The organism is Photobacterium swingsii (assembly GCF_024346715.1).
Lineage (GTDB): Bacteria > Pseudomonadota > Gammaproteobacteria > Enterobacterales > Vibrionaceae > Photobacterium > Photobacterium swingsii.
The window spans coordinates 2,630,626-2,643,260 of record NZ_AP024852.1 but is presented as its reverse complement, the minus strand read 5'-3'; the positions used below and the strand labels follow the sequence as shown (position 1 = coordinate 2,643,260).

Sequence of the window (12,635 nt, the reverse complement as noted above, 5' to 3'; positions counted from 1 at the left end):
TTCTTACTATTTGTTAAATATATGAGCAATGTTCAGTTATTATGTTTAAAACTGACGTTTAAATCGACGGTTTGCGTTTAGATGGCATAGAAAAGCCCAGAGTTTCTGGGCTTTGGTAGGAGGTCTGATGAGGGCTTGTTGTTTTAATTATTGGGCGTTTTCTGACTCATCTGTTTGAGGGGCAACTAAAGGCCAGCCGCCTAATCTTTTCCATTTGTTAACAATCTCACAAAATAACTCTGCGGTTCGTTCTGTATCGTACAGTGCAGAGTGCGCTTCTTTGTTATCAAAAGGAATGCCCGCTGTCTCACAGGCTTTTGCTAATACAGTTTGACCAAAGGTTAAACCACTCAACGCGGCCGTATCAAATGTTGCAAAAGGGTGGAAGGGGTTACGCTTTAACTTAGCTCGCTCAGAAGCTTGCATCATGAAGCTATGATCAAAGTTAGCATTATGAGCAACCATGATAGCGCGCGAGCAACCTGCCGCTTTTAGTTCTTTGCGAATTTGCTTATAAATGGTTTTAAGCGCGGTTTCTTCTGAAACAGCACCACGTAGTGGGCTAAATGGGTCACGGATACCGTTGAAATCAAGGGCGGCCTGATGGATCACTGCACCTTCGAACGGCGTAACATGGAAGTGGACTGTAGTTGCTGGTTTTAACCAACCGTCCTCATCCATCTCTAATGTCACTGCACAAACTTCTAGCAAAGCATCGGTTTTAGCATCGAAGCCTGCTGTTTCAACATCAATAACAACAGGGAAGTAGCCGCGAAAGCGACTTTTCAGTGTGTTTAGTTCGTTATCTTGGCTCATAGCACTATAGTCGCAAAAAATTCAGCGGGCATTATGTCAGATTCAGCACTTGTCTTGCAGTGTCCTAAAGATTTTTTTTCTCGATTCGATACAATAGGGGAGCGCGCATAAATAAGTGGAAGGGTATGACGATTTTTTCGAAAACAGTGTTAACAGCATCGGTATTGGTGGCTTGTGCTTTAAGCGCTAATGTCAGTGCGGCCAAACAGTATGTTGCTACCCCTGCTAGCTCAGAGTGGAAGGTTGCGGTTGATACACCATTAGAGTGTCGACTCATCCACCAAATCCCCAATTATGGTGAAGCGCAGTTTACCTCGAGAGCAGGGAAAAAGATTAATCTCGACTTTGAGTTGAAGATGCGGCGCCCTATGGGGGAGACTCGCAGCGTGAATTTGGTATCAATGCCACCGCGTTGGATGCCAGGCGATGCCGCAGAGCCGATGACGCGTATTCAATTCTTTAAACAGTTTGATGGCTATGTGGGTGGGCAAAGTGCCTGGGCAATGCTGACTGAGCTGGAAAGCGGTCGCTACCCGACTTTCAGTTACCAAGACTGGCAGCATAATAATAAGTTAATTGAGGTTGGGCTTTCTGCGGTTTCTTTCCAATCGCCTTATCAGCAGTTTAGCTCGTGTATCGGTAATTTGTTGCCCTACAGTTTTGATGATATTGCCTTCACCGTACTGCATTACGATCGCGACAGTGATGAACTGAATAAAGCATCGCAAAAACGCTTATCTCAAATTACAGACTTTGTGCGTTATAGCGATGACATTGACCTTATATTGATTGCGACCTACACAGATTCGATTGGTGGCAAGAATGTGAATCAAAACTTGTCAGAACGACGAGCGAAGAAGTTGGAAGAGTACTTTATGACCTTGGGGCTGCCAAAAGATAGAATCCAAGTCGAAGCCTTTGGTAAGCGCCGCCCGATTGCAGATAATGAGTCGCCAATCGGTCGTAATAAAAACCGACGTGTGGTGATTTCATTGGGGCGCAGTTTGATTTAGTGAGAAAGTTTGAGCGACTGAATTTCATTACACTAATGACTTGGTTATTCACTGGTTCGTGAACGAGGTCGAAATCATAAAGAAAAACGCGCTGCCTAGCCTCAGCGCGTTTTTTATTAGTTGTGGTGTCAATTAAAAAGCGTAGTTGAACTAATGCAGCTTAAAACGAGCAATGAGTTCACACTGACTGCTAACAGTAATATTCTCGACCTGCTGTGCCACGATTGGATTGGGGTGACGCTTTAAAAATTCGATTAAGGCCGATTTACAACAACCGATTGATTCGACGAACGTATCACATTCTTTGCGTGGGCATTGTGGAATAAGCGCCATCACTTGCTCTGATGCAAGCTGCAAATATTTCAGTTCATACTCACTATCACCTGCGTTGCGCCAAAAAGCCGCGAGGTTATGGCATGAAACAACCTTAATGGTCAGTAGCTCTTCAAACTCATCACGGGTACCTTGTAATGGTTCAAGTTGCTGCGCTGCTGCCAGTGCAAGTTGATAGTGAATAATGGACATCATTGGCTTCTGCTCTCGTTCAGATTCGTTTGCCAATAAGGTATGAGTTTCCCAGCGTGATACGTCCATGATTGTCCCTTTATTATGCTGAGTGCAAAGCATCAAGGTAGTGTTGTTGTACTTGATCCCAGTCCACCACATGCCACCAAGCATCGATATATTCTGGGCGTTTATTTTGATAACTGATGTAGTACGCATGTTCCCATACATCGAGCGCTAACACAGGAATGCCTTGTACACTTTCTACATCCATCAGTGGATTATCTTGATTGCTGGTGGTCGATATTTCTAGTCGGCCTTCAACGACGGATAACCAGATAAAACCAGAACCAAAATGATTGGCTGCAGCGGTAGAAAAGGCTGCTTTGAAATCGTTAAAGCTGCCAAAGTGGCAGTTAATCGCTTCAGCTAATAAGCCTGAAGGCATTCCGCCACCTTGTGGTGACATGCATGCCCAATACAAGTTGTGGTTGTAATAGCCACCGCCGTGGTTTCGAACAGCTGGTGAGTGTAGCGATACTTTGGCAAAGATCTCGGGTAATGATTGTGTTTCAAGTTCAGTGCCGCTTATTGCAGCCATAAACTTGTCAAAATAGGTGCGATGATGACGCGCGTGGTGAATTTCCATTGTGCGCGCATCGATGTACGGTTCTAGTGCGTCATAGGCATAAGGAAGTGCCGGAAAAGTGAATGACATATCGTATCTCTCTTGGTTTTTTATTATCGTATTGATAATCATTATCAATATCAACCATGGATTTTGTACGATAATTAATTTGCTTAGTGGTTCACACTTCAATGAAAAAAGCCAAAGCGAGGCTTTGGCTTATGAGGATAGGGATTATAAAGGGGGCACGCTAGGTTAATCGCGCTGAATAAGCTCGATTTGATAACCATCAGGATCACGCACAAAAGCGATGTGAGTCGAACCGCCTTTTACAGGACCTGGCTCACGAGTCACGTTTCCACCTGCGGCTTTTATCGCATCACAAGTGGCGTAAACATCAGACACACCGATAGCAATATGGCCAAATGCAGAACCCATGTCGTACTCAGTGGTATCCCAGTTATAGGTTAGCTCGATAACTGCACCTTGAGATTCATCCCCATAGCCAACAAAAGCGAGGGTATATTTATAGGCCTCGTTTTCACGCTTGCGCAGTAAATCCATGCCCATAACATCGGTGTAAAAAGCGATAGAGCGATCTAAATCCCCTACGCGCAGCATGGTATGTAAAATACGTCCGTTTGCCATGTTTACTTCTCCTTACTCGTCAGGATAAATCTTTTCTTTGTACTCGCATAGATCTTCGATGATGCAGCTGCCACAGCGTGGTTTGCGGGCAACGCAGGTGTAGCGTCCATGTAAGATCAGCCAGTGGTGGACATCGACTTTGAATTCTTTAGGTACAACTTTTAGTAATTTTTCTTCTACTTGGTCGACGTTTTTCCCCATGGCGAACTTGGTACGGTTCGATACACGATAAATATGGGTATCAACAGCGATGGTTGGCCAACCAAAGGCGGTGTTTAAAACCACATTAGCAGTCTTACGACCAACACCTGGTAGGGCTTCAAGTGCTTCGCGATTTTCAGGAATTTCGCCGCCGTGTTTTTCTAGCAAGATGCGGCAGGTTTTGATGACGTTTTCAGCTTTAGAGTTAAATAAGCCGATCGTTTTGATGTATTCCTTCACACCGTCGACACCTAAATCCAAAATAGCTTGGGGCGTGTTGGCGATAGGGTAGAGCTTGTCGGTGGCTTTGTTGACGCTGACGTCCGTTGCTTGTGCTGACAGTAAAACGGCGATCAGTAGTTCAAACGGTGAGCTCCATTTTAGCTCGGTTTCTGGGTGAGGATTTTCGGCACGAAGTCGCTCAAGGATCTGAACGCGTTTTTCATTATTCATAGTATCGTTGCTTCCAAGCTGATTAAGCCTTGCGGTGTATCAGTAGGGAGGATAGGTGGTTGAGTCACCTATCAACACCGCAAAGCCTGTGATTATTTATATTTGTTTTGTCTGTTTACTTGTCGGTATAGTGCAGTGCTTGAGTTAGTTTGGAGAAGTTACTCGCACACGTTCAATTGTTGGTTTAGGTTTTGCTGTTGCATGTTTTTGTTCACGCTTTTTATCAATAACGTTTTTCAGCGCAATCATAAAGCCAACCCCAATAAAGGCACCCGGTGGTAACATTGCGAGCAGGAAACTGCTGTCGAAGTGAAAAACCTCAATACGCAAGATTGATGCCCAATCACCCAGCAGGCGATCTGCGCCATCAAACAGCGTGCCATTACCTAAGATCTCACGCATTGCACCTAACACGACGAGTGCAGCTGTCATGCCTAATCCCATCCATAAACCATCTAAGGTTGCAGGAATCGGGTCATTTTTAGAGGCAAAAGACTCAGCGCGACCAATGATGATGCAGTTGGTAACTATCAGTGGAATGAAAATACCGAGTGATTGATATAAACCATAGGTGAATGCATTCATTAATAGCTGAACACAAGTCACGAGTGATGCAATGATCATGACGAAAACAGGGATTCGCACTTCAGATGGTACCCACTGACGAACCAGTGAAACAATCAGGTTTGAGCCAACCAGCACCATAGTGGTCGCTATGCCAAGGCCGAGGGCGTTAGTCACTGTTGCCGAAACTGCCAGCAGTGGACATAAACCGAGAAGTTGAACGATGGCTGGGTTGTTATTCCACAGACCGTTTTTCATCAATTCTTTATTTGTCGTACTCATAATTATGATTCACCCTGACAGTTCAGTGGTTGATTCAACAATGCTTGCTGGTGGCGAGTATAGTAAAGCGAGACATTCTTCACAGCTTTTACTACAGCACGGGGTGTGATCGTTGCACCGGTGAATTGGTCGAATTCACCGCCATCTTTACGTACCGCCCATGCAGGATCATTTTCGCCCGCAAGTTTTTTGCCAGTGAAAGATTCAATCCAGTGACTAATACGCATCTCTATCTTATCGCCAAGCCCTGGGGTTTCTTGGTGGCTCAGAATACGTACACCTGTTACGACACCCGTAGGATCTAGGCCCACAATCAGTTTGATAGCACCGTTATACCCATCAGGTGCAATTGCCTCGATAGCCACGCCACTTGGTTCCCCACCTTTGCTTGCTAAATAAGCTGGCATGGGCGCTTGAGTACCTAGGTACTGCTCATTGGTGATCAAGGTACAGCTTTTATAAAGTTCATTATCATGACTTTCTGCTGGGATGACCTGATTCAATACTTTCAACAGCTCTTTTTGCTGTTGTTCTAATATGCGGTCTTGCGTCAATAGGTTCGTGACAGCGACCAAGGCAGTTGCTAGCAACGCAAAGATTGCCAGCACACCACCATTTTTTTTCATAGCATGGATCATGGTGGTTCCTTATTTATGACCAAATGTACGAGGTCGGGTGTAGTAGTCAATCAGTGGTACACACATATTGGCTAGTAATACACTGAATGCGATGCCATCAGGGAAACCGCCCCAAGTACGAATGAGATACACCAAAATACCGATGAGTGCACCAAACACAAGGCGACCTTTTGGGGTAGTAGCTGCTGATACTGGGTCGGTGGCAATGAAAAATGCGCCAAGCATGGTTGCCCCTGAAAATAAGTGGATCAGCGGAGAAGCTGTGCCATCAGGGTTAAATAGAAAACCTAAGCTACTGATAACAAATAGGGCTCCTAGCATTCCTACAGGGATATGCCATTGGATTACACGCATTTTTAGCATGACTAAGCCGCCTATCAGGAAACCAAGGTTGATCCATTCCCAACCAATACCCGCAATGGTGCCGAATATAGGTTTGGCTAGTGTTTCTGTGGTGGTTAGCCCAGTAGTTAGCGATGTTTTCAGCGTATCAAGCGGGGTTGCCATGGTAACACCATCAACCGACGCACGTAGTTGATGAGCGCTAAAACCATCTTGAGTGAACCCTGTGAAAATAGTAAGCACACTATCGATGAACGACACAGGCTCGGCCGCTAAAGATTGTGGTGGTAACCAGGTTGTCATTTGCACTGGGAATGAAATCAGCAGCACGACATAAGCCACCATGGCGGGATTGAACAGATTTTGTCCCAAGCCACCATAGAGGTGTTTAGCGATGACAATGGCGAAAACTACACCAATGACAGTGATCCACCAAGGTGCTAGTGGTGGAATCGAGATACCAATTAACACACCAGTGAGTAGCGCACTGTTATCTCTCAAATACGGCAATACAGGGCGTTGACGTAATTTAAGAATGATTGCTTCTGCGCTGACGGCCACTGTCGACGCTAACAGGATATTTATTAATGTACCCCAGCCAAAGAAATACCATTGAGCTGCAACACCAAACGCACAGCATAGAATGACGGTGCGCATTAAGTCGCGCGTACTACGGCGACTGTGTGCATGGGGGGAACTGGCAATATTGAACGCCACGGCTTAGTTATCCTCGTTATTCTGTTGAGTTGCTTTTTCAGCTTGTTCTTTTGCTTGCTGCGCAGCCTTACGTGCTTTTGCTCGGGCTACAGCAGCAGCAACAGCGGCTTTTTTCGGATCGACTTCAGCTTGCTGAGCTTCTACTGTTTCAGTCTGGCTTTCAGGTAGAGACTCAGCGTTATCAGCCTGTTCTTTTGCTTGTTGCGCGGCTTTTCGTGCTTTAGCGCGGGCTACGGCAGCAGCGACAGCGGCTTTTTTCGGATCGACTTCAGCTTGCTGAGCTTCTACTGTTTCAGTCTGGCTTTCAGGTAGAGACTCAGCGTTATCAGCCTGTTCTTTTGCTTGTTGCGCGGCTTTGCGTGCTTTAGCACGGGCTACGGCAGCAGCGACAGCGGCTTTTTTCGGATCGGCCTCGGCTTGCTGACTTTCTACAGGTTCAGTCTGAAATTCGTTCTGTTGGGCAGCTTTGCGTGCTTTGGCACGGGCTACGGCAGCAGCAACAGCGGCTTTTTTCGGATCGGCCTCGGCTTGCTGATTTTCTGCTGGTTCAGTCTGAGGTTCGTTCTGTTGGGCAGCCTTGCGTGCTTTGGCACGGGCTACGGCAGCAGCGACAGCGGCTTTTTTCGGATCGACTTCAGCTTGCTGATTTTCTGCTGGTTCAGTCTGAGGTTCGTTCTGTTGGGCAGCTTTGCGTGCTTTGGCACGGGCTACGGCAGCAGCAACAGCTGCTTTTTTCGGATCGGCCTCGGCTTGCTGACTTTCTACAGGTTCAGTCTGAGATTCGTTCTGTTGGGCAGCTTTGCGTGCTTTGGCACGGGCTACGGCAGCAGCAACAGCTGCTTTTTTCGGATCGGCCTCAGCTTGCTGACTTTCTACAGGTTCAGTCTGAGATTTGTTCTGTTGGGCAGCCTTGCGTGCTTTGGCACGGGCTACGGCAGCAGCAACAGCAGCTTTTTTCGGATCGGCTTCGGCTTGCTGACTTTCTACAGGTTCAGTCTGAGGTTTGTTCTGTTGGGCAGCCTTGCGTGCTTTGGCACGAGCAATTGCAGCGGCGACGGCATCTTTCTTAGAATCGCCTGATACTTGCGCTTCTGGCGGTGTTTCAGTTGAGCCCCCGTTTTGTTCAGCTTGTAGCGCAGCTTTTCGTTCACGAGCTTGGCGCTTACGTTCTTCACGCAATTTGGCCATTTCTGTGTTGTCAGGTACATCATTACCTGCTTGCTGAGCTGCAGCTTGTTTTGCTTTAGCGCGTGCAATGGCAGCGGCGACTGCTGGTTTTTTCTTATCAGTAGTTGCTGTAGCCGATTCTGCTTGCTTGGCTTTTACGCGTGCAATGGCGGCAGCGACGGCATCATCACCGCCACTTGAAGACATTTCTTTACGACGATCATCAGCCGCTTTTTTAAAGCGATTTTCTCGTTCTGCTTTATCACGTTCCATACGTGCTGTTTTTGCTTCAAAGCGTAAACGAGCGCGCTCGGCATTGGCGGCATCTTGCTGACGTTCGGTAATTTCAGCTTTTGCCTGACGGTAGTATTGCACCAAAGGTATTTCACTTGGGCAGACATAAGCACAGGCGCCACATTCGATACAATCGAATAAGTTGTATTCTTCGCACTTGTCATAATCTTGATCTTTGGCGTACCACTGAAGTTGCTGTGGCAGTAAAGAAGAAGGACAAGCTTCAGCACATGCACTACAACGAATACAGGCCATTTCGTGCGTATTTAAAGGCAGCTCTTTGCGCTTTGGTGCCAGTACGCAGTTGGTCATTTTGGTGATAGGTACATTCGAATGAGGCAGAGTAAAGCCCATCAATGAACCGCCAATGATCACGCGAGGGTATTTCTTATCAGGTTGGTAGCTAAAACTGTCTAATAAGTAAGAAATAGGTGTGCCTAAGCGAGCAAAGACATTACCGCGTTGCTTGAATGCTTCACCAGTTAAGGTTACAACACGTTCAATTAATGGCTCACCATTGATGATTGCGCGTTTTACCGCAAACGCTGTTCCCACGTTTTGTACGATAACCCCGACGGAAGTCGAACGTGCTTGGCTTGGTACTTCGCGGCCTGTTAGTACTTTTACGAGTTGTTTTGAGCTACCAGACGGATATTTGGTCGGAATAACACGAATCAGGATCTGATCATCTTCTGAAACATGCTGTTCTAAAATACGAATTGCATCGGGCTTGTTATCTTCAATCCCAATGATAGTTAACTTGGGTTTGACGATATGCTGAAGAATGCGAATGCCTTCGATAACTTCTTCAGCGTAATCTTGCATCAGACGGTCATCGGCTGTGATGTAAGGTTCACATTCGGCCGCGTTGATGATTAAAATATCAACGTTACCAATACCACCCTGGAGCTTACGGCTGGTTGGGAAACCTGCACCACCAAGGCCGGCAATACCGCTCAGGCGAATTTGCTCGATGAGATCGGAAGGCGCTTTTGTTGTGTAATCAGCAATAGAGGTTTGCTCGCCCCATAGATCGTCACCATCACTGTCGATAACGATACATAAGTCGGATAAACCCGATGGGTGAGCGATGGTACGTTCTTCAATCGCAGTAATAGTGCCAGATGTTGGTGCGTGAACAGGTACGCACATCGCAATGTCACCTTTAGTTAAAGGCTGGCCTTTTAGTACGCGATCGCCAACAGCAACAATGATGTCGCCTTTTGCACCGATATGTTGTTTTAACGGCAGGACCAATTGTTGTGGTACACCTGCGTGTTGAATTGGCGCATTGCTTGAAATGGTTTTATTTTCTGGTGGATGAATACCACCATGAAAGTCCCATAGCTGGCCTTGTTTGATTTGTTCGATAATTGACAGCATGGTTACTCTACCTTGTCGCTCGGTTCTGCAGGAAGGTTAACAACAGGTATCTGATTGAGATTCCACTTCCAGCTTTCTGGCGTCGTTTCGACTGGGATCATTTCGATACAGTCGGTAGGACAAGGTGCAACACACAAGTCACAGCCAGTACATTCGTCTTTAATAACAGTGTGTAATGCTTTAGTGCCGCCTACGATGGCGTCGACAGGACAGGCTTGGATACACTTGGTGCAGCCAATACACATATCTTCGTGAATAAAGGCAACTTTCTTGATTGACAGTTCTTCATCATGGGCGGCATCTGGTACGTCCACCCCCATAAGATCGGCCAGTTTTTCTATGGTTGCTTGACCGCCTGGGGGACATTTGTTGATGTCATCACCATTTGCGATTGCCTCTGCATAAGGTCGACAACCAGGGTAGCCACATTGGCCACATTGTGTTTGCGGTAAGATCGCATCGACTTGCTCAACAATGGGATCAGCCTCGACTTTGAATCGAATAGAGGCAAAACCCAAAATCAAACCAAAAATAGCGGCAAGTACGGCGATTGCAATTACTGCAATTAAAATTCCGCTCATATTACAGTTTCACCAATCCAGTAAAGCCCATGAAAGCTAACGACATTAATCCAGCTGTGATCATTGCAATAGATGCACCTTTAAATGGCTCTGGTACATCGGCAGCGGCAATTCGTTCACGCATTGACGCGAATAGAATCAGCACTAACGAGAAACCAACAGCAGCACCAAAACCGTAAATAACAGATTCGGTGAAATTGTGACGTTCATTGATGTTCAGTAGGGCAACACCTAATACGGCACAGTTAGTGGTGATCAGTGGCAAGAAAATACCTAATAAACGGTATAGGGTAGGGCTGGTTTTGTGTACGACCATTTCTGTGAATTGCACTACAACGGCAATCACAAGGATAAAACTAAGCGTACGCAAGTATTGAATGCCAAGGGGAACCAAGATGTAGGTTTCAACCAAATACGCACACACAGACGCGAGCGTTAGCACGAAGGTCGTGGCTAAGCCCATACCAATGGCAGTTTCTAGTTTTTTAGATACACCCATGAAAGGGCATAAGCCTAAAAATTTGACCAGCACGAAGTTGTTAACCAGTACTGTGCCGACAAGTAATAGCAGGTATTCAGTCATACCATCTTAATTATTTTTTGAAAGAGATCTGCATATTATCTGACTTTGAGCAAGCGATAACAACACCTCTCTTGCAGGGTTTTTCAAGAGTGCTGATTCTTTAAGCATTAAACGCCCGCCATGTATTGATAAATGAATAGCTTGTTATGATTCTTTTACGTGGAAAGTCAGTAGATGGCGCATTTATTCACATCTGTTAGCAGAGCATATTTCTGGCTATCTTCATCATGTTGCGCACTTGTATATGTGAGATGTTGTCTAATGTAACTTGGCTGTATTTAAAATTTTGCTTTACGAGTGAAAATTAGTGATACATATAGCAATAAGCGGTTAGTGGTAGTGGTTGGTGTTGTTTATGTGCCATAGGTCAAAATTTTACAGTGCATTGTTAGGCAGTATTGCCGAGCAATTAACTGGAGAGTTTTAATTTTATGGAATATTTATTCACCCTTGCTATCGTCGGCCTTGTGGCGTATTCGATGCTTAAAAAGTTTAACCCACAAGCAACGCTGATCACGGCAGGCTTATTACTATTAGCTTTTGCACAAATTATGGATATATCGCCTGTGCTGGCTGATGGTAAAACGCAAGGTGCCTTGTTTTTCGATCTTTGGCAGCGCTTTACAGAAATTACCAATAGCCGTTTAGGTAAAGTTGGTTTAACACTGGTATCTATTGCGGGTGTGTCAACATATTTGAACCATATCGGGGCATCTCAAGCCTTGGTTAAGTCAACTTCGCGCCCAGTGATGGCAGTGAAAAGCCCGTATGTACTGCTTGCGTTAGTACTGGTTTTTGTTTCCATCATGTATGTGTTCATTACTGGTGCGACATCGTTATCACTACTATTAATGGGTACTTTATACCCAGTACTGCGTAACGCCGGTGTGAGTGCGAAAACTGCGGTAGCAACCATTGTTATTCCGACTGCATGGGAATATGGCCCAGGTCAGATTAATGCGGTTATCGGCGCCAACGCCATTAATGTTGAAATTATGGATTTTGTGGTTAATCACCAAACCATTTTCCAACTACTGCTGCTTATTTCTATTCCATTGGTTAATATTGCGTGGCAGCGTTACTGTGATAGACGTGAAGGGTACGATCCTGCACAAGATCGTGGAAAATACCTCGAAACATTAGAAAAGCAACACGACGATAACGATGAAGTACCGGGCTTTTACGCGCTACTTCCAGTTTTGCCTTTTGTGTTTTTGTTCGGCTTTTCAAGCATGGTGATGGAATCTATTACCATGACGATCCCTATTGCAATGATGTCGACCATCACGATTTGTATCGTTATTGAAGCCGTTCGTTTCCGTTCTATTCATCGTGCATTCAACAACTTTGAAGCATGGTTGAAAGGTACAGGGATGATCTTTGCTAGCGTGTTAACGTTAATGATTGCAGCTGAATTCTTCTCTGCAGGTTTAAAAAACATTGGCGCGATCACTGCACTTATCGATACCGCAAAATCATTTGATTTAGGTCCAAGCGGTATTGTTATCGTATTCTCTGGTTTTATTTTGTTAACTGCATTTATTACAGGGTCAGGTAATGCGCCAGTAATGGCTTTCATTCCGATTGTGCCGCAAATTGCAACTAACTTTGGTGTGAATCCACTATTACCATTAGTGCCAATTCTATTTGCTGCAGGCATTGGACGTACTATGTCTCCTGTAGCGGGCGTCATCATCACGGTTTCTGGTATGGCAAACATTACCCCGATAGATGTTATTAAACGCACGTCAGTACCAATGATCAGCAGTATGCTGGTGGTATTAGTGCTGGCGGTAATCAAGTACTCGTAAGGAAAAGAAG

At 45.5% G+C, this 12,635-nt stretch carries 13 protein-coding genes; 2 read left to right on the top strand and 11 right to left on the bottom strand.

Annotated features, from left to right (window positions below):
• Window positions 1-147 precede the first annotated feature (147 nt).
• Window positions 148-816: a ribonuclease T gene (gene rnt, locus OCU77_RS12020; protein WP_048899159.1), complete on the bottom strand. Its 669-nt coding sequence runs from the start codon at window positions 814-816 to the stop codon at window positions 148-150.
• A 125-nt stretch (window positions 817-941) separates the two neighbouring features.
• Between rnt and motY the strand changes: the two genes are divergently transcribed.
• Entirely contained in the window at window positions 942-1,829 is an 888-nt protein-coding gene (gene motY / locus OCU77_RS12015; RefSeq protein WP_048899160.1) for a flagellar protein MotY, read from the top strand.
• 150 nt (window positions 1,830-1,979) lie between these two features.
• On the opposite strand, the gene OCU77_RS12010 is transcribed toward motY, so the two are convergent.
• The 10 genes from OCU77_RS12010 to rsxA form a co-directional block, all read right to left on the bottom strand.
• Window positions 1,980-2,423, bottom strand: a complete 444-nt coding sequence (locus tag OCU77_RS12010; RefSeq protein WP_048899161.1) for a DUF2753 family protein — start codon at window positions 2,421-2,423, stop codon at window positions 1,980-1,982.
• A gap of 13 nt (window positions 2,424-2,436) precedes the next feature.
• Window positions 2,437-3,051 carry a superoxide dismutase gene (locus tag OCU77_RS12005; protein WP_048899162.1) on the bottom strand — a complete coding sequence of 205 codons (615 nt, stop codon included), beginning with the start codon at window positions 3,049-3,051 and terminating at the stop codon, window positions 2,437-2,439.
• 165 nt (window positions 3,052-3,216) lie between these two features.
• Window positions 3,217-3,609, bottom strand: coding sequence for a lactoylglutathione lyase (gene gloA, locus OCU77_RS12000; protein ID WP_048899164.1), 393 nt, complete (start codon window positions 3,607-3,609; stop codon window positions 3,217-3,219).
• A gap of 12 nt (window positions 3,610-3,621) precedes the next feature.
• Entirely contained in the window at window positions 3,622-4,263 is a 642-nt protein-coding gene (nth, locus tag OCU77_RS11995) for an endonuclease III (RefSeq protein WP_048899165.1), read from the bottom strand.
• 144 nt (window positions 4,264-4,407) lie between these two features.
• On the bottom strand, window positions 4,408-5,109 hold the full coding sequence (locus OCU77_RS11990; RefSeq protein ID WP_048899166.1) for an electron transport complex subunit E: 702 nt from the start codon (window positions 5,107-5,109) through the stop codon (window positions 4,408-4,410).
• A gap of 2 nt (window positions 5,110-5,111) precedes the next feature.
• Window positions 5,112-5,747 carry an electron transport complex subunit RsxG gene (gene rsxG, locus OCU77_RS11985; protein WP_048899167.1) on the bottom strand — a complete coding sequence of 212 codons (636 nt, stop codon included), beginning with the start codon at window positions 5,745-5,747 and terminating at the stop codon, window positions 5,112-5,114.
• 9 nt (window positions 5,748-5,756) lie between these two features.
• The gene (gene rsxD / locus OCU77_RS11980) at window positions 5,757-6,806 is read right to left on the bottom strand and encodes an electron transport complex subunit RsxD (RefSeq protein WP_048899168.1); all 1,050 of its coding nucleotides are present in this window, start codon (window positions 6,804-6,806) and stop codon (window positions 5,757-5,759) included.
• A 3-nt stretch (window positions 6,807-6,809) separates the two neighbouring features.
• A complete protein-coding gene (rsxC, locus tag OCU77_RS11975) occupies window positions 6,810-9,650 on the bottom strand; it encodes an electron transport complex subunit RsxC (RefSeq protein ID WP_107302893.1) in 2,841 nt (946 codons plus the stop codon).
• Window positions 9,651-9,652: 2 nt separating this feature from the next.
• Window positions 9,653-10,231 carry an electron transport complex subunit RsxB gene (gene rsxB / locus OCU77_RS11970; protein WP_094956426.1) on the bottom strand — a complete coding sequence of 193 codons (579 nt, stop codon included), beginning with the start codon at window positions 10,229-10,231 and terminating at the stop codon, window positions 9,653-9,655.
• Window position 10,232: 1 nt separating this feature from the next.
• Window positions 10,233-10,814, bottom strand: a complete 582-nt coding sequence (gene rsxA, locus OCU77_RS11965; RefSeq protein ID WP_048901065.1) for an electron transport complex subunit RsxA — start codon at window positions 10,812-10,814, stop codon at window positions 10,233-10,235.
• A gap of 431 nt (window positions 10,815-11,245) precedes the next feature.
• Here rsxA and dcuC point away from each other — a divergent pair, with 431 nt between their 5' ends.
• Window positions 11,246-12,625, top strand: coding sequence for a C4-dicarboxylate transporter DcuC (gene dcuC, locus OCU77_RS11960; RefSeq protein ID WP_048901066.1), 1,380 nt, complete (start codon window positions 11,246-11,248; stop codon window positions 12,623-12,625).
• Window positions 12,626-12,635: the final 10 nt, after the last annotated feature.